Annotated in this window: 21 protein-coding genes; 14 read left to right on the top strand and 7 right to left on the bottom strand. The window is 67.3% G+C overall.

The genetic code is table 11. The features are described from left to right. The first annotated feature begins 6 nt into the window (after positions 1–6). Entirely contained in the window at positions 7–897 is an 891-nt protein-coding gene (locus QRO95_RS20990) for an alpha/beta fold hydrolase (RefSeq protein ID WP_285303425.1), read from the top strand. Between the two features lie 113 nt (positions 898–1010). On the opposite strand, the gene QRO95_RS20995 is transcribed toward QRO95_RS20990, so the two are convergent. Then, a complete protein-coding gene (locus QRO95_RS20995) occupies positions 1011–1436 on the bottom strand; it encodes a YkgJ family cysteine cluster protein (RefSeq protein WP_004135417.1) in 426 nt (141 codons plus the stop codon). Positions 1437–1540: 104 nt separating this feature from the next. Here QRO95_RS20995 and oleC point away from each other — a divergent pair, with 104 nt between their 5' ends. The 3 genes from oleC to QRO95_RS21010 all read left to right on the top strand — a co-directional run bounded on the left by oleC (position 1541) and on the right by QRO95_RS21010 (position 4426). Next, positions 1541–3199 carry an olefin beta-lactone synthetase gene (gene oleC, locus QRO95_RS21000; RefSeq protein WP_285303417.1) on the top strand — a complete coding sequence of 553 codons (1659 nt, stop codon included), beginning with the start codon at positions 1541–1543 and terminating at the stop codon, positions 3197–3199. Beyond that, complete coding sequence (gene oleD, locus QRO95_RS21005; protein WP_032130147.1) at positions 3196–4188, top strand: 2-alkyl-3-oxoalkanoate reductase; 993 nt, start codon at positions 3196–3198, stop codon at positions 4186–4188. Before oleC ends, oleD begins: the two co-directional genes overlap by 4 nt. An 82-nt stretch (positions 4189–4270) precedes the next feature. Then, entirely contained in the window at positions 4271–4426 is a 156-nt protein-coding gene (locus QRO95_RS21010) for a DUF1328 domain-containing protein (protein WP_004153593.1), read from the top strand. Between the two features lie 227 nt (positions 4427–4653). Here QRO95_RS21010 and ddlA read toward each other — a convergent pair whose 3' ends face one another. Further along, positions 4654–5748, bottom strand: coding sequence for a D-alanine--D-alanine ligase (gene ddlA / locus QRO95_RS21015; protein WP_285303418.1), 1095 nt, complete (start codon positions 5746–5748; stop codon positions 4654–4656). A 463-nt stretch (positions 5749–6211) separates the two neighbouring features. Between ddlA and QRO95_RS21020 the strand changes: the two genes are divergently transcribed. The 4 genes from QRO95_RS21020 to QRO95_RS21035 all read left to right on the top strand — a co-directional run bounded on the left by QRO95_RS21020 (position 6212) and on the right by QRO95_RS21035 (position 9968). Next, a complete protein-coding gene (locus tag QRO95_RS21020; protein WP_132808782.1) occupies positions 6212–6847 on the top strand; it encodes an SCP2 domain-containing protein in 636 nt (211 codons plus the stop codon). Further along, complete coding sequence (gene ubiB, locus QRO95_RS21025) at positions 6844–8499, top strand: ubiquinone biosynthesis regulatory protein kinase UbiB (RefSeq protein ID WP_110710728.1); 1656 nt, start codon at positions 6844–6846, stop codon at positions 8497–8499. Before QRO95_RS21020 ends, ubiB begins: the two co-directional genes overlap by 4 nt. Before the next feature lie 5 nt (positions 8500–8504). After that, the gene (locus tag QRO95_RS21030; RefSeq protein WP_182267040.1) at positions 8505–9083 is read left to right on the top strand and encodes an O-methyltransferase; all 579 of its coding nucleotides are present in this window, start codon (positions 8505–8507) and stop codon (positions 9081–9083) included. Positions 9084–9200: 117 nt separating this feature from the next. Further along, positions 9201–9968, top strand: coding sequence for a pseudouridine synthase (locus QRO95_RS21035; protein WP_404830379.1), 768 nt, complete (start codon positions 9201–9203; stop codon positions 9966–9968). Positions 9969–10043: 75 nt separating this feature from the next. Here the strand turns inward: QRO95_RS21035 and QRO95_RS21040 are convergent, their stop codons facing one another. Continuing rightward, a complete protein-coding gene (locus QRO95_RS21040; protein WP_032130466.1) occupies positions 10044–10571 on the bottom strand; it encodes a DUF2059 domain-containing protein in 528 nt (175 codons plus the stop codon). Between the two features lie 133 nt (positions 10572–10704). Between QRO95_RS21040 and arfB the strand changes: the two genes are divergently transcribed. From arfB to dcp, 3 genes are all read left to right on the top strand, one after another. After that, positions 10705–11136, top strand: a complete 432-nt coding sequence (gene arfB / locus QRO95_RS21045; protein ID WP_032130467.1) for an alternative ribosome rescue aminoacyl-tRNA hydrolase ArfB — start codon at positions 10705–10707, stop codon at positions 11134–11136. 46 nt (positions 11137–11182) lie between these two features. Continuing rightward, the gene (locus QRO95_RS21050) at positions 11183–11743 is read left to right on the top strand and encodes a lysophospholipid acyltransferase family protein (RefSeq protein ID WP_223276957.1); all 561 of its coding nucleotides are present in this window, start codon (positions 11183–11185) and stop codon (positions 11741–11743) included. Between the two features lie 111 nt (positions 11744–11854). Beyond that, positions 11855–14011 (top strand): peptidyl-dipeptidase Dcp, encoded by a 2157-nt coding sequence (gene dcp, locus QRO95_RS21055; RefSeq protein WP_285303419.1) that lies wholly within the window; start codon positions 11855–11857, stop codon positions 14009–14011. Between the two features lie 113 nt (positions 14012–14124). On the opposite strand, the gene QRO95_RS21060 is transcribed toward dcp, so the two are convergent. Both QRO95_RS21060 and QRO95_RS21065 read right to left on the bottom strand, forming a co-directional pair. Continuing rightward, positions 14125–14571 (bottom strand): 3-dehydroquinate dehydratase, encoded by a 447-nt coding sequence (locus tag QRO95_RS21060; RefSeq protein WP_004153636.1) that lies wholly within the window; start codon positions 14569–14571, stop codon positions 14125–14127. Positions 14572–14574: 3 nt separating this feature from the next. After that, the gene (locus tag QRO95_RS21065; protein WP_285303420.1) at positions 14575–14976 is read right to left on the bottom strand and encodes a hypothetical protein; all 402 of its coding nucleotides are present in this window, start codon (positions 14974–14976) and stop codon (positions 14575–14577) included. A gap of 182 nt (positions 14977–15158) precedes the next feature. Here QRO95_RS21065 and lepB point away from each other — a divergent pair, with 182 nt between their 5' ends. Continuing rightward, entirely contained in the window at positions 15159–15785 is a 627-nt protein-coding gene (gene lepB / locus QRO95_RS21070) for a signal peptidase I (RefSeq protein ID WP_285303421.1), read from the top strand. Positions 15786–15908: 123 nt separating this feature from the next. Beyond that, positions 15909–17165, top strand: a complete 1257-nt coding sequence (locus QRO95_RS21075) for an MFS transporter (protein ID WP_285303422.1) — start codon at positions 15909–15911, stop codon at positions 17163–17165. A gap of 82 nt (positions 17166–17247) precedes the next feature. Here the strand turns inward: QRO95_RS21075 and QRO95_RS21080 are convergent, their stop codons facing one another. After that, positions 17248–18156, bottom strand: coding sequence for a LysR family transcriptional regulator (locus QRO95_RS21080; protein WP_182267045.1), 909 nt, complete (start codon positions 18154–18156; stop codon positions 17248–17250). Between QRO95_RS21080 and QRO95_RS21085 the strand changes: the two genes are divergently transcribed. Next, on the top strand, positions 18149–18544 hold the full coding sequence (locus QRO95_RS21085) for a hypothetical protein (protein ID WP_285303423.1): 396 nt from the start codon (positions 18149–18151) through the stop codon (positions 18542–18544). The two genes, QRO95_RS21080 and QRO95_RS21085, sit on opposite strands and share 8 nt — an antisense overlap. A 312-nt stretch (positions 18545–18856) precedes the next feature. Here QRO95_RS21085 and QRO95_RS21090 read toward each other — a convergent pair whose 3' ends face one another. Then, complete coding sequence (locus QRO95_RS21090) at positions 18857–19825, bottom strand: LysR family transcriptional regulator (protein WP_285303424.1); 969 nt, start codon at positions 19823–19825, stop codon at positions 18857–18859. Positions 19826–19974 lie beyond the last annotated feature (149 nt).

Raw genomic sequence — 19974 nt, forward strand, 5'->3', positions numbered from 1 at the left:
GATTCGCTGTTCGTGCGTCCCGGCGACCCCCCCCACCCGCAGCGCTTCGAGGTCCGCCCCGGCCTGTCGATGAACTATCTCGACGAAGGCCCGCGCGATGGCGAAGTGGTGGTGATGGTGCATGGCAACCCGTCGTGGAGCTATTACTGGCGCACGCTGGTGGCCGGCCTGTCGGACACGTACCGCTGCATCGTGCCGGATCACATCGGCATGGGCCTGTCGGACAAGCCCGATGACAGCCGCTACGAGTACACGCTGCAGTCGCGCGTGGACGACCTTGATGCGCTGCTGAAGCACCTGGGCATCACCGGTCCGGTGACCCTGGCCGTGCACGACTGGGGCGGCATGATCGGCTTCGGCTGGGCGCTGTCGCACCACGACCAGGTGAAGCGCCTGGTGGTGCTCAACACCGCCGCGTTCCCGATGCCGGCAGCGAAGACGATGCCGTGGCAGATCGCGCTGGGCCGGCACTGGAAGATCGGCGAGTGGATCATCCGCACCTTCAACGCGTTCTCGTCCGGTGCCTCGTGGCTGGGTGTGGAGCGGAAGATGCCGGCCGATGTGCGCCGCGCCTACGTGTCGCCGTACAACAGCTACGCCAACCGCATCAGCACCATCCGTTTCATGCAGGACATCCCGCTGTCGCCGGCCGACAAGGCCTGGTCGCTGCTGGAGCGGGCCGGCAAGGCGCTGCCGTCGTTCGCCGACCGCCCGGCCTTCCTCGGCTGGGGCCTGCGCGACTTCGTGTTCGACCACCACTTCCTGAAGGGCTTCCAGGCGGCGCTACCGCAGGCCCAGGTGCATGCCTTCGAGGATGCCGGGCATTACGTGCTGGAAGACAAGCACGAAGTGCTGGTGCCGGAAATCCGCGCGTTCCTGGACAAGAACCCGATCTGAGGTGTGCCGACCAACGGTCGGCACCCACCGGAAGAGGACATGGGTAGGTGCCGACCGTTGGTCGGCACACCCGAAGGGTTCATGAGGTTGCCGGCCAGCGGCCGGCACTACCACTACGCCGCGATCGGCGCCTGCGGTGACGGGCTGTTGCCGTTGTCGTCCGGGTGGTCGTCGTCGTTGCCCGCTTCGTCGCGCCAGCGCCAGTCGGCCAGGGTCAACGGATCCAGGCCATAGGCAATGCGCGCCTTGTCGCACTGCGGGCTGGCCTTGCCGTACTCCCACGATGCATCCACCTCACGGCACACGCTGGGCCGGTTGGGGTGGATGGTGCAGCGTGAATACACGCCGATCTGCGCATCCAGCGCCACGCAGCGCACCGGCTTGGAGTGGGTGCCGCGCATGCACAGGCGATGCGGGTCCAGCACCTCGGTCAGCTGGTGCGGTACGCCGCCGGGGGTGACCTCGTCTGATTCCATCCAGTGGAAGGCCACGCGGTATTGGGTGCAGCAGGCGCCGCAGGTCATGCAGGGATGTTGCATGGGCAAGCCGCCTCGGGCGGCAGTCGGAATCAGGAACGAGGGTGCGGATTTTCCACGAAGTTGGCCGCCGCGCAAGAAATTCCGTAAGCGGCGACAATGAACGGATGAACCGACCCTGCAATATTGCCGCCCGTTTGCCTGAACTGGCGCGTGAACGGCCCGACCAGATCGCCATCCGCTGCCCGGGCCGCCGTGGCGCCGGCAACGGCATGGCCGCCTACGACGTGACCCTGGATTACCGCCAGCTGGACGCCCGCAGCGACGCCATGGCGACTGGCCTGGCCGGCTACGGGATCGGCCGCGGGGTGCGCACGGTGGTGATGGTGCGGCCGTCGCCGGAGTTCTTCCTGTTGATGTTTGCCCTGTTCAAACTGGGTGCGGTGCCGGTGCTGGTCGACCCGGGCATCGACAAACGCGCACTGAAGCAGTGCCTGGATGAGGCGCAGCCGGAGGCCTTCATCGGCATTCCGCTGGCACACGTGGCGCGGTTGGTGCTGCGTTGGGCGCCCTCGGCGACCCGCCTGGTCACCGTCGGCCGCCGCCTCGGCTGGGGCGGGACCACGCTGGCCGCGCTGGAGCGCGCCGGTGCCAACGGGGGGGCGATGCTGGCCGCCACCGATGGCGAGGACATGGCCGCGATCCTGTTCACCAGCGGCTCCACCGGCGTGCCCAAGGGCGTGGTCTACCGCCACCGTCATTTCGTCGGCCAGATCCAGCTGCTGGGCAGTGCCTTTGGCATGGAAGCGGGCGGGGTGGACCTGCCGACCTTCCCGCCGTTTGCCTTGTTCGACCCGGCGCTGGGCCTGACCTCGGTGATCCCGGACATGGACCCGACCCGGCCGGCACAGGCCGACCCGGCACGCCTGCACGATGCCATCCAGCGTTTCGGCGTGACCCAACTGTTTGGCTCGCCTGCGCTGATGCGGGTGCTGGCCCGTCACGGCCGGCCGTTGCCGACGGTGACCCGGGTGACCTCGGCCGGCGCCCCGGTGCCGCCGGATGTGGTCGCCACCATCCGCAGCCTGTTGCCGGCCGATGCGCAGTTCTGGACCCCGTACGGCGCCACCGAGTGCCTGCCGGTGGCGGTGGTGGAAGGCCGCGAGCTGGAGCGTACCCGCGCGGCCACCGAGGCCGGTGCCGGTACCTGCGTGGGCAGCGTGGTTGAACCGAATGAGGTGCGCATCATCGGCATCGATGACGCACCGTTGGCCGACTGGTCGCAGGCGCGCGTGCTGGCCACCGGCGAGGTGGGCGAGATTACCGTGGCCGGACCGACCGCTACCGACAGTTACTTCAACCGCCCGCAGGCCACCGCGGCGGCGAAGATCCGCGAGACGCTGGCCGATGGCAGCACGCGCGTGGTGCATCGCATGGGTGACGTGGGCTACTTCGATGCGCAGGGCCGCCTGTGGTTCTGCGGCCGCAAGACCCATCGCGTGGAAACCGCACAGGGGCCGCTGTACACCGAACAGGTGGAGCCGGTGTTCAACACCGTGCCGGGCGTGGCGCGCACGGCACTGGTTGGCGTTGGCCCGGCGGGTGCGCAGGTGCCGGTGCTGTGCGTGGAACTGCAGCGTGGCCAGAGCGACAGCCCGGCATTGCGCGAGGCGCTGCGCGCCCAGGCCACCCTGCGATTGCCCGAGGCGAACCTGCAGCACGTACTGATGCACCCCGCGTTCCCCGTCGATATCCGTCACAACGCCAAGATCGGCCGCGAGAAGCTCGCCGTCTGGGCCAGCGCCGAACTGGAGAAGCGCGCATGAAGATCCTGGTCACCGGTGGTGGTGGTTTCCTTGGCCAGGCGCTGTGCCGTGGGCTGGTCGAACGTGGCCACCAGGTGCTGGCGTTCAACCGCAGCCACTACCCGGAACTGCAGGCCATGGGCGTGGGCCAGATCCGTGGCGATCTGGCCGATGCGCAGGCGGTGCTGCATGCAGTGGCCGGCGTCGATGCGGTGTTCCATAACGGCGCCAAGGCCGGCGCCTGGGGCAGCTATGACAGCTACCACCAGGCCAACGTGGTCGGCACCGACAACGTGATCGCCGCCTGCCGCGCGCACGGCATCAGCCGGCTGGTCTACACCTCCACGCCCAGCGTGACCCACCGCGCGACCCACCCGGTGGAAGGCCTGGGGGCTGATGAGGTGCCGTACGGCGAGGACTTCCAGGCACCGTATGCGGCGACCAAGGCGATCGCCGAACAGCGCGTGCTGGCCGCCAACGATGCCTCGCTGGCGACGGTGGCACTGCGCCCGCGCCTGATCTGGGGCCCGGGCGACCAACAGCTGGTGCCGAGGCTGGCCGAGCGTGCGCGGCAGGGCCGCCTGCGTCTGGTCGGCGATGGCAACAACAAGGTGGATACCACTTACATCGACAATGCCGCGCTCGCGCACTTCCTCGCTTTCGAAGCATTGGCACCGGGCGCGGCTTGTGCGGGCAAGGCCTACTTCATTTCCAACGGCGAACCGCTGCCCATGCGCGAGCTGGTCAACAAGCTGTTGTCCGCGGTGGGTGCACCAACGGTGGACAAGGCGATCAGCTTCAAGACCGCTTATCGCATCGGTGCGGTCTGCGAGCGGCTGTGGCCGCTGCTGCGCCTGCGTGGCGAGCCGCCGCTGACCCGCTTCCTGGCCGAGCAGCTGTGCACGCCGCACTGGTACAGCATGGAGCCGGCGCGCCGTGACTTCGGCTACGTGCCGCAGGTCAGCATTGAAGAAGGGCTGCGCAGGCTGAAGGCTTCATCTGCCGCATAGGTCGCCATCACTGGTTGCACACCGCCAGATCGGGAGGATGGACCCACGCCATCCAACGGCCCGGACATCTGCGAGGAGCACCATGCTGCATTACGCCGTTATTTTCTTCGTCATCGCCATCATCGCTGCCGTGCTCGGCTTCTCCGGCATCGCCGGTGCCGCCAGCAACATCGCCTGGATCCTGTTCGTTGTGTTCCTGGTACTGGCAGTGATTTCGATGTTCCGCAAGCGCGGCTAGAAGACCGCTGGGTAGTGCCGGCCGCTGGCCGGCACTGTTCTTTCCGGTGGGTGCCGACCGTCGGTCGGCACGCCATCGTCTGGTAGGTGCCCACCTTGGTCGGCGCGCCATCGTCTGGTAGGTGCCAACCTTGGTCGGCGCGCCATCGTCTGGTAGGTGCCAACCTTGGTTGGCACGCCTTTTGTAGAGTCGAACATGGCTCGACTCTACAAAGACACAGAGCGCCTCTACACGGCGCTGTGCAATCCGCGATCGGCTTCATGGCGCTCCAGCGCCAGTTCGATCAGGCGCGTGATCAGCGTGGTGTAGTCCACACCGCTGGCGCCCCACAGCTTCGGGTACATGCTGATGCGGGTGAAGCCCGGCAGCGTGTTGACCTCGTTGATGACGATCTCGCCGTCTGCGGTGAGGAACACATCCACGCGCGCCATGCCCGCACACTCCAGCGCCTGGTAGGCCCGCAGCGCGATCTGCTGGATACGCGCCTGGGTTGCAGCATCGATATCCGCGGGTACCACCACCTCGGCGCCATCCTCGTTGATGTACTTGGTGTCGTAGGCGTAGAACTCGTCGTGTACCACCACCTCGCCGCACAGGCTGGCCTGCGGATGTTCGTTGCCCAGCACCGCGCACTCGATCTCGCGGCCGACCACCGCCGATTCCACCAGCACCTTGTGGTCATAGCGCAGCGCCAGTTCGAGTGCCTCGGTGAAAGCCGCCGCATCCTTGACCTTGCTCACACCCACCGACGAACCCTGGTTGGCCGGCTTCACGAACAGCGGCAGGCCGAGCTGCGCGATCACCGCCTCGACATCGACCGCCGCCGCCTGATGGCGACGGATGCACAGCCACGGTGCAACCTTCAGTCCGGCGTCGCGCAGCAGGCGCTTGGTCACGTCCTTGTCCATCGCCACCGCCGAACCCAGCACCGGCGAACCGACGAAGGGCAGGTTGGCCATGCGCAGCAGGCCCTGCAGCGCACCGTCCTCGCCCAGCGGCCCATGCACGATGGGCAGCACGACGTCGATCTGGCCCAGCGCGCTGGCCGGATCGGAGGGTTGCAGCTGCGCCTGCTCGGCACCCGGGCGCACCGCCAGCGACGTGCCGGACCGATGCAGCGCGATGCGCGACGGATCATCGGCATTGATCAGGAAGGTGTCCGGCTGGCTCAGATGCCACTGGCCCTGCTTGTCGATACCGACCAGCACTGGCTCGAAGCGTTCGCGATCAAGCGCATCGAGGATGTTCTTCGCTGACTGCAGTGAAACCTCGTGCTCGGAGGACTTGCCCCCGAAGATGATGCCGACCCGGGTCCGTGCCATGGGAAATGCGATGTCCTGTGCGTTGCGTGGCCTCATAGCATGAACCTTCACCGGCCCCCCGCGTGAGGCACAGATGAACCAGAAATCCATCCACGCATGGCGTGGATCTACCGTGTCGACCAAGGTCGACACCTACCAACAGCCGAGGAAATCTGTCGAAGGCGGGGTGGGTCCGGTTGCGGGGGCGTGAGCCGCATGGGCCCGAGGCATGCCTCGGGCGGGTTGGGCAGGACGCCCAACCCCGGTCTTGCCGTGTGCGCAGGACAGCGCACACGAGCAAGCGGCGACCGAGCTTACAGGGACGTACTTGCAGCGGCCCCCGCAACCGGCCCCATCCCGCCTACCCACGGAATGCCCGCTGTTGCTTCGGCTGTTGCCGTTGCCGTTGCCGTTGCTGTTGCATCTGCGGGTGCCGGGCGGCAGCCCGGCCCAAGCCTCCCACCCACGCAGGTAGAATGCGCACATGGCTCTCTCCCTGCTCAAGTCCCTCAAGCCGGTCGCTGGCCGCGCCCTGCAGATCGCCCTGAACCGCGCGCTGGCGCTGGATCCGGATACCCGCCACGCGCTGGCCAGTCTGGATGGCCGGCACATCGACCTGACCCTGGAAGCGCCGTCGCTGGCCATGCGCATCAGCGTCGACGGTGATGCACTGCGGGTCGGCCCGGTGGACGCACAGGAAGCCGACCTGGCCGTGCGCAGCAGCCTAGCCGGCGTGCTGGCGCAGCTGCCGCTGCTGGCCAACGCACGGCGCGGCGACAACAACGGCAAGGGTCGCGTGCGCGTGGCCGGTGATGCCGAACTGGCGCGTCGCCTGCAGCAGCTGGCCAAGGGCTTCGACCCTGACTGGCAGCAGCCCTTCGTCAGCGTGTTCGGCGAGGTGCTGGGCGTGCAGGTGGCCAACACCCTGCGCGGTGCCCTTCAGCACGCGCGCCAGGGCGCGATCGACCTGGCCCACAGCGCCGCCGAGTTCATCACCGAGGAATCGCGCGACGTGGTGCCGCGTGCCGAGCTGGATGCCTTCCACGACGATGTGGACGTGCTGCGCGACGACGTCGAACGCCTCGGTGCACGCGTGCAGCGTCTGCGGGGTGCCGCATGAAGGCCGTGCTGCGTGCCAGCCGCATCGGCCGGGTGATCCTGCGTTACCGCCTCGACGACCTGTTGCAGGGCACTCCCGCCGAGCGCTGGCTGCGCCTGGCCAAGCCGTTCGTGCCGCGCGCCTCGGCCGACATCGCCGCTCAGTCGCGCGGTGCACGCCTGCGTCTGGCGCTGCAGGATCTGGGCCCGATCTTCGTCAAGTTCGGCCAGATCCTGTCCACCCGCCGCGACCTGGTGCCGCCGGATGTGGCCAATGAACTGACCCTGCTGCAGGACCGGGTCAAGCCGTTCGATGGTGAGACCGCGCGTCGCATCGTCGAGGAAGCGCTGGGCCTGCCGGTCAGCGAAGCCTTCGCCAGCTTCGATACCGAACCGCTGGCCTCGGCCTCGATCGCGCAGGTGCACGCAGCCACGCTGGCCGATGGCCGCCAGGTGGTGGTCAAGGTGCTGCGCCCGGGCATCGAGAAGCAGATCGACGCCGATATCGCGTTGCTCAATTCGCTGGCTGCCCTGGTCGAGCGCACCCACCCGCGCGCCGACAAGATCCGCCCGCGCGAAGTTGTGGCCGAAGTCGAGAACACCCTGGCTGCCGAGCTGGACCTGCAGCGCGAAGGCGCCAATGCCAGCGTGCTGCGCCGCTTCTGGGAAAACAGCGACGATCTGTACGTGCCGGAAGTGATCTGGAGCCACACCGCCGAGCGGGCACTGACCCTGGAACGCGTGTGGGGCATCCCGTCCGATGACATCGCCGCACTGGACAAGGCCGGCATCGACCGCAAGGCGCTGGCCGCCAAGGGCGTGCGGGTGTTCTACACCCAGGTGTTCCGCGACAACTTCTTCCACGCCGATGCGCACGCCGGCAACATCTGGGTCGACACCGATCCGGCGCGCCGCGCCAACCCGCGTTTCATCGCGCTGGACTTCGGCATCATGGGACAGCTCTCGCAGGAAGATCAGTACTACCTGGCCGAGAACTTCATGGCCATCTTCAACCGCGATTACCGCCGCATCGCCGAACTGCACGTGCAGGCGCGCTGGATGCCGGACAACGTGCGCATCGATGACCTCGAGGCCGCCGTGCGTTCGGTGTGCGAGCCGTACTTCACCCGGCCGCTGTCGCAGATCTCGCTGGCCGAAGTGCTGATGAAGCTGTTCCGCGTGGCCCAGCGTTACCAGCTGACCCTGCAGCCGCAGCTGATCCTGCTGCAGAAGACCCTGCTGAACATCGAAGGCGTCGGCCGCCAGCTCGACCCGCAGATCGACATCTGGGCGGTGGCCAAGCCGGTGCTGGCGAAGATCCTGCGCGAGCGTTACAGCCCGCGCCGGGTGGTACGCGAGATCGGCAAGCGCCTGCCGGAAATCATGACCCATGCGCCGGACATGCCGCGCCTGGTGCACGCCTGGCTGACCCAGCAGGTGGAAGGCCGCCACGAACTGTCGATGCGTTCGCGCGACCTGGCCGCACTGGATGCCAGCGTGCAGCGCCTGCAGAAGCATGCGGTCGGCGCGATCACCGGTGTCGGCCTGCTGGCCATCGCTGCACTGATGTATGTGCTGCAGCCGCCGGGCTGGTACTGGGGCGACGTGCCGGCGTGGAGCTGGCTGTCCGGTGCGGTCGGCGCAGTGGCGCTGCTGCGCGCGTGGTGGAAGTAGGCCCCATGCTGCAGGCACTCAAGGACGAACTGATCCGCTTCGGCGCCGACAACGACGCACGCGAAAGCGAGCGCGGCCGACGCATGCTCAACATCACGCTCGACACCGGTGAATTCCTGTCGGTGCTGGTGCGCTTCGGCAACGCTCGCCGGGTGCTGGAAATCGGTACGTCCAACGGCTATTCCACGCTGTGGCTGGCCGAGGCAGCCACAGCCATCGACGGCCACGTGACCACGCTGGAGTACGCCGACGACAAGGTGGCGATGGCGCGAGCCACGTTTGCACGGAGTGGCCTGGGTGATCGCATCAGCCTGGTCCATGGCGATGCCGGGCTCTGGCTGGCGCAGGCCGCCGATGCCTGCATCGACCTGCTGTTCCTCGATTCGGATCGCGGGCAGTACGCCGGCTGGTGGCCGCAGCTGCGCCGCGTGCTGCGTCCCGGTGGCCTGCTGGTGGTGGACAACGCCACTTCGCATGCAGGACAGATGGAGCCGCTGCGTGCGCTGCTGGACGCTGATCCGGACTTCAGCACCAGCCTGGTGCCGGTGGGCAATGGCGAGCTGCTGGCCGTGCGCAGCGCCTGACCGCTCTACAGGTAGGTGCCAACCTTGGTTGGCACGCGGTTGCCGGCCGCTGGTCGGCAACCGCAGCCATCCGACTGCCCGGAGACAGCCGGCCAGCGGCCGGCTCTACCCCATTCAGTGCCCAGCCCCGATAATCCTGCCGTGAGCACCGAACCCGATACCCTCGCCGCGGTCGAGACCGACACCGCGCCCCTGCAGCTGCTGCACCTGGATGAGCGCCTGGCCGTGGTCAACAAGCCTGCCGGGCTGATGGTCCACGACAGCAAGCTGGCCCGTGGCGAAGACGACTTCCTGGCCGACCGCCTGCGCGAGCAGCTGGGCCGCCCGATCTTCCTCGTGCATCGCCTGGACCGGGCCACCAGTGGCTGCCTGCTGCTGGCCTTCGACCGCGATACCGCCAGTGCGCTGGGCAAGGCCCTGATGGGCGGCGAAGTGCTGAAGGACTACCTGACGGTCTGCCGGGGCTGGCCGGCCGAGCTCACCTGGCAGGTCGATCATGATCTGGACGGCGGCCCGGGCAAGCCGGTGAAAAAGCCGGCGATCACCGACTTCCAGCGCCTGGCCACCGGCGAGCTGTCGGTGCCGGTCGGTGAATTCACCAGCTCGCGCTACGCACTGCTGCGCTGCCAGCCGCAGACCGGACGCTTCCGGCAGATCCGCCGGCACCTCAAGCACCTCTCGCATCACATGATCGGCGACACCAGCCACGGCGATGGTCGCCACAACCGCATCTTCCGCATGCAGGGCGTGCACCGCATGCTGCTGCACGCCGAGCGCCTGCGCTTCCCGCATCCGGACGGTGGCGCGGTGGACGTGCGTGCGCCGTTGGACGGTGGGTTCCAGAAGGCGCTGGACCTTTTCGGTTGGCAGGTGGATACCGATTGACGGTAGTGCCGGCCGCTGGCCGGCATCTGCGCGATTCCAGATGTAATGGGGAGCCGGCCAGCGGCCGGCACTACCTCATTTCTTTTCCGGCTCGTTGACGATCGCTTCCAGATCCTTCTGCAGGTCCGCAAACAGCGGCTGCATGCGCGCCTGGATTGCCACCATCACGTTCTGCATCAGCGCCGGGGTCTTGTCCAGCAGGCTCTGGCCGGCCGCGCTCTCGTAGAACTCGGCCATCGCCAGCACGTCTTCCTTGCTGAAGGTCTTTTTGTACAGGTCCACGTACATCGGCCGCAGCTGCTGCCAGGACAGGGCCTGGCGCAGGGTCTGGCTGGTCCGTGCCTGGATCCGCTTCAGCTGTTCCTGCTGCTGGGTATTGAGCTGGCGCTGTGCGGCTACCTGCTGGAACTGCTGCTGCTGCATCGCCTCGATCTGCGGCAGCATGGTGTCGATCATGCTCTGCGCACGTGACGCCGACAGCAGGCGGTTGATGTCGCCATCGGTCGGCGGCGCGGCCAGGGCCGGAACGCTCGCCACGGCCAGCGCCAGCAGCAGGGCGGCGCGGCGCAGCAGGGACGGCAGGGCGGGTGCGGTGCGGGTCATGCGGGCTTCCTGCAGTACATGGGACGGCCAGCATACCCGCAGCCAAGGCGAAGGCGGCGTGTTCGGTACCTGATCGGCGGCATACGGGGCGCGATGCCGCACTCCGGTGCGTGGCTGCCGCTACAATGCGCGGATGGGCAGTGGACCGGTCACCATCAGCGCGCAGCTTGAAATCCCCGACGGCGAGATCGTCGAGCGGTTCGTGCGTGCCAGTGGCGCCGGTGGCCAGAACGTCAACAAAGTCTCCACCGCGGTGGAACTACGTTTCGATGTGGCCAACTCGCCCTCGTTGCCCGAACCGTTGCGCGCGCGCCTGCTGGCGCGGCGTGACCGGCGCATGACCGGCGAAGGCGTGCTGGTCATCGACGCGCAACGTTTCCGGACCCAGGATCGCAATCGCGAGGATGCGCGCGATCGGCTGGCGGCCTTCATCCAGGCCGGGCTGAGCGTGCCCAAGCCGCGCAAGGCCACCAAGCCGACCCTCGGGTCGAAACTGCGTCGTCTGGACGCCAAACGCGGGCGCGCGCAGATCAAGCGCGGGCGCTCATCACGTGACTGGGAGTGATTGCTTGAACAACCCGACTTCGTTGCTGCCGGCCGTGCCGCCGCAGATGCCGCAGGTCAAACCCAACGCCTTCCTGCGCTGGCTGGCGCGCTGCACCCTGCGCATGGGCGGCTGGAAGGTGACCGGTACCCTGCCTGACATCCCCAGGCTGGTCTTCATCATCGCCCCGCATTCGTCCAACTGGGACGGCCTGTGGGGCATGGCCGCGAAGATCGCGCTGGGCATGAAGGTGAAGGTGCTGGGCAAGGCATCGCTGTTCTGGTGGCCGCTCGGCCCGCTGCTGCACAAGCTGGGCGTGATCCCGCTGGACCGCAGCTCGCCGCAGGGCACCGTCGGCCAGGCCGTGGACCTGCTGCGCAACAACGAGAAGATGTGGTTCGCCATCACGCCCGAGGGCACCCGCAAGGCCGTGAAGGACTGGAAGGCCGGCTTCCTGAAGATCGCGCGGATGGCCGACGTGCCGATCCTGGCCGCGTATTTCCACTACCCGGAAAAGACCATCGGCATCGGCCCGCTGTTCACGCCGACCGGCGATGACGCCGCCGACATGGCCGCCATCCGCGAGTTCTACCGGCCCTGGATCGGCAAGACCCGCGGTACGGTCTGAGCCAGCCGCAGGCCGCCGCATAGACGCCACGTCCGGCACATGCCGGGCGAGCGCGACAGGAGTAGGGTGGAGGGCTGGTATCCCATACCGTCTGCCCAAGGAGCGTTTTACATGTCGCGTACCGTAGTCCTGGCCGCCGCCATCAGCCTGGCGCTGGCGGCCTGTTCCGGCAAGGAGTCCACCCCCGTGTCCGAAGCACAGAAAGCCCCGGCCCAGCAGCCGGCCGAAGCCTCCACCAACCCGCTGCTGAGCGCCAGCACGCTGCCGTTCCAGGCGCCGCAGTTCGACAAGATCAAGGACAGCGACTACCTGCCGGCGTTCGAAGAAGGCATGCGCCAGCACCTGGCCGACGTGCGCAAGATCGCTGACAGCAGCGAGCCGGCCACCTTCGACAACACCATCGTGGCGATGGAGCGCAGCGGCGAGACGCTGAACCGTGTGTCGCGCATCTTCTTCGGCCTGGTCCAGGCCGATACCAACGATGCGCGCCAGAAGATCCAGGAAGACGTGGCGCCGAAGCTCGCCGCGCACCAGGACGAGATCAACCTCGATCCGAAGCTGTTCGCGCGCGTGAAGTCGCTGTACGACCAGCGTGACACGCTGGAGCTGGACCCGGTGCAGAAGCGCCTGGTCGAGCACTACTACGACGGCCTGGTGCGCGCCGGTGCGCAGCTGTCCGATGCCGACAAGGCGAGCCTGCGCAAGCTCAACGTGGAAGAGACCACCCTTTCCACCCAGTTCCATACCCGCCTGGTGGCCGCCACCGCCGCTGCGGCCGTCGTTGTCGACGACAAGGCCAAGCTGGCCGGCCTGGACGAGGACGCGATCAACAACGCCGCCAACGCCGCCAAGGACCGCAAGCTGGATGGCAAGTTCCTGCTGCCGCTGCAGAACACCACCCAGCAGCCGGTGCTCGGCTCGCTGAGCGACCGCGACCAGCGTGCCGCCGTGCTGAAGGCTTCGGAAACCCGCGCCGAGCGTGGCGATGCCAACGACACCCGGCAGACCGTGCAGCGCCTGGCCCAGCTGCGTGCGCAGAAGGCCAAGCTGCTCGGCTTTGACACCTTCGCCGACTACCAGCTGGGCGACCAGATGGCCAAGACCCCGGCCGCCGCGCTCAAGCTGCTGACCGACACCGTGCCGGCCGCCACCGCCAAGGCGCGCGCCGAGGCCGGCGAGATCCAGAAGGTGATCGACGCGCAGAAGGGTGGTTTCCAGGTCGCTGCCTCGGACTGGGACTTCTACGCCGAGCAGGTGCGCAAGGCCAAGTACGATCTGGACGAGTCGCAGATCAAGCCGTACTTCGAACTGGACAACGTGCTGCAGAACGGCGTCTTCTACGCCGCCACCCAGCTGTACGGCATCACCTTCAAGCCGCGTACCGACATTCCGACCTACAACCCGGACATGAAGGTGTACGAAGTGTTCGACAAGGACGGCACCTCGCTGGCCCTGTTCTACACCGACTACTTCAAGCGTGACAGCAAGTCCGGCGGTGCCTGGATGGACGTGTTCGTCGAACAGGACGGCCTGACCGGTGCCAAGCCGGTGGTCTACAACGTCTGCAACTTCACCAAGCCGGCCGCCGGCCAGCCTGCGCTGATCAGCTTCGACGACGTCACCACCATGTTCCATGAGTTCGGCCATGCGCTGCACGGCATGTTCTCGAACGTGAAGTACCCGTCGATCGCGGGCACCGCCACCTCGCGCGACTTCGTCGAGTTCCCGTCGCAGTTCAACGAGCACTGGGCGCTGGATCCGAAGGTGTTCGCCAACTACGCCAAGCACTACAAGACCGGCGAGGCGATGCCGCAGGAACTGGTCGACAAGATCCTCAAGGCACGCAGCTTCAACCAGGGTTATGCGACCACCGAGTACCTGTCGGCCGCGCTGCTGGACCTGGCCTGGCATACGCAGAAGGCCGATGCGCCGCTGCAGGATGTCGGCGCCTTTGAAGCCAGCGCGCTGAAGAAGTTCAAGGTCGACCTGCCGCAGGTGCCGCCGCGCTACCGCACCACCTACTTCGACCACATCTGGGGTGGCGGTTACTCGGCCGGTTACTACGCCTACTTCTGGGCCGAGGTGCTGGACCATGACGCCTACCAGTGGTTCACCGAACACGGTGGCCTGACCGCGGCCAACGGCCAGGAGTTCCGCGACAAGATCCTCTCGCGCGGCAACAGCGTGGAGCTGTCGACCCTGTACCGCGATTTCCGCGGCAAGGACCCGTCGGTGGAACCGCTGCTGAAGTTCCGCGGGCTGAAATAAGAAAGCGAAAACGGCGGGGGCAACCCCGCCGTTTTTCTTTGTGTAGCGTCGAGCTTGCTCGACGGTCTTTCCACGAAAAGCCAGTCGAGCAAGCTCGACTCTACACAAGCGGCTTACGTCCCCACATGCACCCGGTTCGCCTGCTCGGCCAGGCCCAGGTGATCCAGCGCGATATCCAGCGCCAGCACATAACTCTGCGCGCCATACCCAGCAGCGATACCCAGCCGCTGGCCGACACCGGCCGGCAGGCACGGCTCGGCCACGGCGCCGTCGTCATGCACTTCCACATAGGCGTTGTGCAGGTACGGCAGCAGGCGCTGCAGGCGCAGGCTGTTGGCACACGCACCCGGATCCAGCAGGGTCACCTCGCCGCGGCTGTGGTCGGCCACGCGCAGCGCGTCCAGCAGTTCCTGTTCCGAACCGCAGGCACGGATCGCCACACTGGTACCGGCGTCGATCGCGCGGTGCACCAGCGATTTCAGTACCGGCGCCGGCAGCGGCATCGCCGTGCGGATCAATGCACCGGCTGCTTCCGGGCCACGGATGATGAAGATCGACATGGCTCAGCCCTCCTGTGCCAGGCGGCGGCCGACAATGGCCAGCGACAACGGGTAACCGGCCTGCTGGCTGCGCTGGTCGACCACTACCGCGGCAGGACCATGCTGCAGGCGCAGGCGCGAATCCAGGCCGGGTTCGCTGGGGGCCTGCAGCTCGATGTACTGCGCCGGCAACCGTTCCAGCGCCGCCTGCAGCGCGCCGCCCTCGGCCTGCCATTGCGCCTCATCGGCCACGCCGACATCCAGCAGCACCCAGTCGGCCGAGCGCGCCTGCGGCTGGCACAGGCACTGGCGCACTTCAGACAGGCTGGCGCAGTCGCTGCACAGCACGCGATGGCCGCTCAGTTGCGCCGGCAGCTGCGGACGCGGCGCCGACGAAGACGCGTGGCGGATCACCAGGAGGGTCATACAACACCTTGCGGAATGCGCCCTGTGGCGCGGTGGGCACACGATGCGCGTGCTGCCCGTAAAGGTGCGATGCCCGCGGCCGGGCCGGGGCGTAAAACCTGCGTAACCCGTGTCCGGCGCTACCGGGAACCTCCTGCGCCCGCATGTGGTCTGATACCGCTACCAACCACCCGGAGCCTGTCATGGATGCTGTTGCCCGCCCCCCGTTTTCCGAACGCGCGCTGGTCTGGCTGAAGAAGGAGGCGCTGCCGTTGCTGGTGATGCTTGGCCTGCTCGCCGCCGCCCGCGATACCCTCGCCAACCACTACGTGGTGCCCAGCGGCTCGATGCAGCCGACCCTGCAGCCCGGCGACCGGGTGGTGGTGGACATGCGCGCCTATGGCCTGCGCCTGCCGTTTACCGGCAAGGAACTGATGCCCACCGGTGTTCCGCAGCGCGGTGAAGTGGCGGTGTTCGATTCACCGGCCGACGGCACCCGCCTGATCAAGCGCGTGGCGGCGGTGGCCGGTGACCATGTGCAGCTGCGCGAGGGCCATCTGAGCATCAACGGCCAGCCGCTGCAGATCGCCGACCTGCAGGACGTGGAAGCCTTCGGCGAGCGCCGTGCCCGCCTCGACCTGGACATGGGCGGCGGTCCGGACATCGCTGACCTGGTGGTGCCGGACGGCAAGGTACTGGTGCTGGGTGACCACCGCGGCAACAGCTTCGACGGTCGCTTCTTCGGCTTCGTTGACGCCGACAAGCTCTACGGCCGCGCCGTGGCGGTGTACTACCGTCGTGGCGACGGTTTCGAGTGGCAGCGTCTGTAAGCTGAATTGATACTTCTTATGTATCAATCCTGACCTATCAGGTTATGGATCGACTGGATGGACGGGCCTAGTCTGAGGCCCGTTCCCTCCCACGCTTGGCCGCCCCACCGGCCCATCGATCCCATGACTGGCGAAACCGCGGCGGCCGTCGAACGCCGCCCCCCCACTGTCGATCCCATCGCCGAGACCCGCATCCAGCAGGGCACACCGGCCTTCCGCCGCACCGCGCTGGCGCTGTTCCTGGCCGGCTTTTCCACCTTCGGCCTGCTGTACACCGTGCAGCCGCTGCTGCCGGAGTTCAGCCGTCACTTCGGCGTGTCCGCCGCCGGCAGCGCGATGTCGTTGTCGTTGACCACCGGCACGCTGGCGGTGGCGATGCTGCTGGCCGGCCTGCTCTCCGACGCGGTTGGCCGTCGCCCGATGATGATCGCCGCGCTGCTGGCCTCGGCCACGCTGTCGCTGTGCACGGCGCTGGTGGATGACTGGACCACGCTGCTGGTGCTGCGCACGCTGCTCGGCCTGGCGCTGAGCGGCGTGCCTGCGGTGGCGATGACCTACCTTGTCGAGGAAATGGACAGCCGCGCGCTGGGCCTGGCGATGGGCCTGTACATCGGCGGCAACGCCATCGGTGGCATGAGCGGGCGCCTGCTGGCCGGCATCATCGCCGACCACTGGGGCTGGCGCTGGGGCATCGGCGTCGTCTCGATCATCGCCATCGCCAGTACCGTGCTGCTGTGGCTGCAGCTGCCGCCGTCGCGCCACTTCCACCCGCGCCGCGATGGCCTGCGCCAATTGCCGTCGCGCTGGCGCACGCTGTTCGCCGACCCGGGGCTGCCGTGGCTGTTCGCTACCTCGTTCGTGCTGATGGGCGTGTTCGTCACCCTCTACAACTACCTCGGGTATCACCTGCTGGCGCCGCCGTACCACCTCAGCCAGACCGTGGTGGGGCTGATCTTCAGCGTGTACCTGGTGGGCACCTTCAGTTCGGCGTGGATGGGCCAGCAGGCGACGCGTTACGGGCGCGGGCGCATCCTGTCGATCTCGTTCGCACTGATTGGTGCCGGCATCGCGCTCTTGGCGATGCCGTGGCTGAGCACGATGGCACTCGGTATCGCGCTGGTGACGTTCGGCTTCTTCGGCGGTCACTCCGTGGCCAGCAGCTGGGTCGGCAGCCGCGCCGGCGCGATGCGCGCCGAAGCCTCGGCGCTGTACCTGTTCGCCTACTACCTGGGTTCGAGCGTGCTCGGTGGTGTGGGTGGCCTGGCCTATGCAGCGTGGGACTGGCTGGGCGTGTGCCTGTTCGCCGCCGTGCTGACCCTGATCGGCGGTGGCATCGTCTGGGCGCTGCAGCAGCGCGCCCCTCAGCCGGTGACGGCGTGAACCTGCTCTGGTAGATGCCGACCTTGGTCGGCGCCGTGGCCGTGGGCCAACCAAGGTTGGCCGCTACCGGGTGGGTTGCACCTCACCCTTCCGCGAACGCCTCACGCAACAGCCCGGCGAAGTTGCGGATAAGCGGCGTCACACCCTCGCGGCGCCAGGCCAGCTGCACTTCCGAATGCGCACCGGCATCGGCCAGCGCTACGAAGCGCGCGCCTTCCACCCGGATGTGGTCGCAGGACGACGGCAGGATCGCCGCGCCGAGACCGGCAGCCGCAAGACTGATCAATGTCGATGCCTCACCGGCTTCCTGCACGATGCGCGGAGTGAACCCGGCAGCCGCACACAACGCGATCATGTGGTCATGGATGCCCGCACCGGCACTGCGCCGGAATGCTACGAACGGCTCCTGCGCGAAGTCGCGCAGCGACAGCGTGCCCTGTTTCGACAGTCTGCGCAGGGCAGGGTGATCGGCATGCACGATCAACGCCAACGGATCGACGAACAGGCTGTGCGCCACCAGCTCCGGCGGCAACGCGCGCTTGCGGATGATGCCCACGTCCAGGCTGCCATCGAGCAGTGCATCGATCTGCTGCAGGGTGTTCATCTCGCTCAGCTGCAGCCGCACCTGCGGATAGCGTTGGCGGTACTGCAGGATTGAACGCGGAATCTGCGGCGACAGCGGCGTGGCGCGGGTCAATCCGATGCGCAGCTCACCCTGCTCACCGCGCTGCGCGCGCTGCACCTCGTCCACCGCCGTTTCCACCTGCTGCACGATGGCGCGTGCACGTTCCTGCAGCAGCTCACCGGCAGGCGTCAGCTGCACACGACGATGGCTGCGCACGAACAGGCGCGCACCGATCAGATCTTCCAGCTGGCGGATCTGCTGGCTGAGCGGCGGCTGCGACATACCCAGCCGCTCCGCCGCCTGTCCGAAGTGCAGCGTATCGGCAACGGCAAGGAAGTAACGCAGATGGCGGAGTTCGATGGACATGCAGCAGCGGCAGATGACGCGCCCGGTCGGCCTGCCTATCTTACGGTCAGGAATCCACCTTGGCCCGAACCCCATGCCCTTCGACCCGACAATCTACCGCGAATGGTTGAACGCCTTCCTGGCCTGGGCTGCACCCCATGGCATCGCCACGCGCTGTCCCCCCACCGCCAACACGGCTGGCAGGCTTGACATCGGCACCGCGCAGGTCATCGCCCGCATCACCTACTGGAGTTCCGGCGAATGCGATGCCGAGATTCTCGATGTTGAATCCGAGCAGCGGATCTACCAATGCAGTTGGACCAACCTGCAGCCCGAACATTTCGACACCGCGTTCGCGCAATGGCTCGCCATCGTGCACGGCCCCACGGCGCAATCGCTCCCGCCGTGAGCTTCACGCAGAGTCAGAGCCCGTGGATCCAACAGTTCGATCATTTGTACGTCATCCACGCATGGCGTGGATCTACCGTGTCGACCAAGGTCGACACCTACCAACTGCGCTAGAGATCTGTCGAAGGCGGGGTGGGTCCGGTTGCGGGGGCGTGAGCCGCATGGATGCGGCGACCGAGCTTACATGGACGTACTTGCAGCGTCCCCCGCAACCGGATCCACCCCGCCATCCCACGGAATGCCCGCTTTTGACGTTGACGTTGACGTTGACGTTGATTCGGCAGGTGCAGGGCGCAGCCCTGCCGAACAACCCTCACCGCTCGGAATGCCCGCTCTGGTCGTAGTCGCGCGGACTGAACAACTCCGGCTGGATCAGCTCCACAAACGCCCGCGCCTGCGCCGACAGCGCCTTGCCACGCCGCACGATCACCCCGTAACTGCGTTCCGGGAACCAGCGCTTCATCGACCGCGCCGCCAGCCGCTCGCGGTCGGCCTCGTTCAGGCACAGCGCCGGCACGATGGAAATACCCATGCCCATCGCCACGTACTGCTTGATCACCTCCCAGCCGCCCACCTCCAGCGCCACGGTGTAGGCGATGCGGTGGCGCTGGAAGACCTGGTCCACCAGGCGGTAGGTGATCTGCCGCTTCGGTGGCAGCACCAGTGGATAGCGGGCGATGTCGGCCAGTTCCAGTTCGCCGCCGCTGGCCAGCGGATGGTCGTGCGGTGCGATCAGCACCTGCTCGAAGCGGTAGGCCGGCGCGTAGCTGAGGTCGGCCGGCACATCGGTCATCGAGCCGATCGCCAGGTCGGCGGCGTCCTCGCGCAGCAGGTCAGTGCCATCAGCGCTGATCGCGTTGTGCAGGGTCAGGCGCACGTCCGGATGATGCAGGCGGAAGCGTTCGACGATCTTCGGCAGCAGGTACAGGATGGTCGAGCTGTTGGCGGCGATGTTCAGCTCGCCCGCGTCCAGGCCACGCACCTTGTCGCGGAAACGCGCCTCCAGCCCGTCCAGGTTCTCCACCAGCGGCTGTGCCATTTCGTACAGCAGCTGGCCCTCGCGGCTGGGCACCAGGCGGCGCCCGCTGCGCTCGAACAACGGCACCCCCAGCTCCCGTTCCAGCGCCTGCAACTGCAGGCTGATCGCCGGCTGGCTGACGAAGAGTGCCTCAGCAGCCCGTGAGACCGAGCCCAGGCGCACCGTCTGGCAGAACGCGCGCAGTGGCTTCAGCCGGTCGGATTTGTAGGAAAAACGCGGACTTGGCGGGGTGCGTGTGGTCATCGCGTAACAAGTATTAGCACAGTTTATGTAGAACATTGCAAAAACTGTTTTGCCAAATACTCGGGCCCAGCGGCACCGTGGAGGCGTTCCCCCACCGCTGGAGTCGCCCCATGTCCGCCGTCGCTTCCGCTGTTCCCACCCCCGCCACC

Origin of the sequence: Stenotrophomonas maltophilia group sp. Smal13 (genome assembly GCF_030236855.1) — a bacterium.
Taxonomy (GTDB): Bacteria; Pseudomonadota; Gammaproteobacteria; order Xanthomonadales; family Xanthomonadaceae; genus Stenotrophomonas; species Stenotrophomonas maltophilia_A.

Bases quoted from the DNA above. Each gene is read 5' to 3' on its own strand.
- QRO95_RS20995 (WP_004135417.1), bottom strand. From the start codon at position 1,436: ATGCAACATCCCTGCATGACCTGCGGCGCCTGCTGCACCCAATACCGC.
- oleD (WP_032130147.1), top strand. From the start codon at position 3,196: ATGAAGATCCTGGTCACCGGTGGTGGTGGTTTCCTTGGCCAGGCGCTG.
- QRO95_RS21075 (WP_285303422.1), top strand. From the start codon at position 15,909: ATGACTGGCGAAACCGCGGCGGCCGTCGAACGCCGCCCCCCCACTGTC.
- QRO95_RS21050 (WP_223276957.1), top strand. From the start codon at position 11,183: ATGCCGCAGGTCAAACCCAACGCCTTCCTGCGCTGGCTGGCGCGCTGC.
- QRO95_RS21060 (WP_004153636.1), bottom strand. From the start codon at position 14,571: ATGTCGATCTTCATCATCCGTGGCCCGGAAGCAGCCGGTGCATTGATC.
- oleC (WP_285303417.1), top strand. From the start codon at position 1,541: ATGAACCGACCCTGCAATATTGCCGCCCGTTTGCCTGAACTGGCGCGT.
- lepB (WP_285303421.1), top strand. From the start codon at position 15,159: ATGGATGCTGTTGCCCGCCCCCCGTTTTCCGAACGCGCGCTGGTCTGG.
- QRO95_RS21065 (WP_285303420.1), bottom strand. From the start codon at position 14,976: ATGACCCTCCTGGTGATCCGCCACGCGTCTTCGTCGGCGCCGCGTCCG.
- arfB (WP_032130467.1), top strand. From the start codon at position 10,705: ATGGGCAGTGGACCGGTCACCATCAGCGCGCAGCTTGAAATCCCCGAC.
- QRO95_RS21040 (WP_032130466.1), bottom strand. From the start codon at position 10,571: ATGACCCGCACCGCACCCGCCCTGCCGTCCCTGCTGCGCCGCGCCGCC.
- ddlA (WP_285303418.1), bottom strand. From the start codon at position 5,748: ATGGCACGGACCCGGGTCGGCATCATCTTCGGGGGCAAGTCCTCCGAG.
- QRO95_RS21090 (WP_285303424.1), bottom strand. From the start codon at position 19,825: ATGACCACACGCACCCCGCCAAGTCCGCGTTTTTCCTACAAATCCGAC.
- ubiB (WP_110710728.1), top strand. From the start codon at position 6,844: ATGAAGGCCGTGCTGCGTGCCAGCCGCATCGGCCGGGTGATCCTGCGT.
- QRO95_RS21010 (WP_004153593.1), top strand. From the start codon at position 4,271: ATGCTGCATTACGCCGTTATTTTCTTCGTCATCGCCATCATCGCTGCC.
- QRO95_RS21020 (WP_132808782.1), top strand. From the start codon at position 6,212: ATGGCTCTCTCCCTGCTCAAGTCCCTCAAGCCGGTCGCTGGCCGCGCC.
- dcp (WP_285303419.1), top strand. From the start codon at position 11,855: ATGTCGCGTACCGTAGTCCTGGCCGCCGCCATCAGCCTGGCGCTGGCG.
- QRO95_RS21080 (WP_182267045.1), bottom strand. From the start codon at position 18,156: ATGTCCATCGAACTCCGCCATCTGCGTTACTTCCTTGCCGTTGCCGAT.
- QRO95_RS21085 (WP_285303423.1), top strand. From the start codon at position 18,149: ATGGACATGCAGCAGCGGCAGATGACGCGCCCGGTCGGCCTGCCTATC.
- QRO95_RS21030 (WP_182267040.1), top strand. From the start codon at position 8,505: ATGCTGCAGGCACTCAAGGACGAACTGATCCGCTTCGGCGCCGACAAC.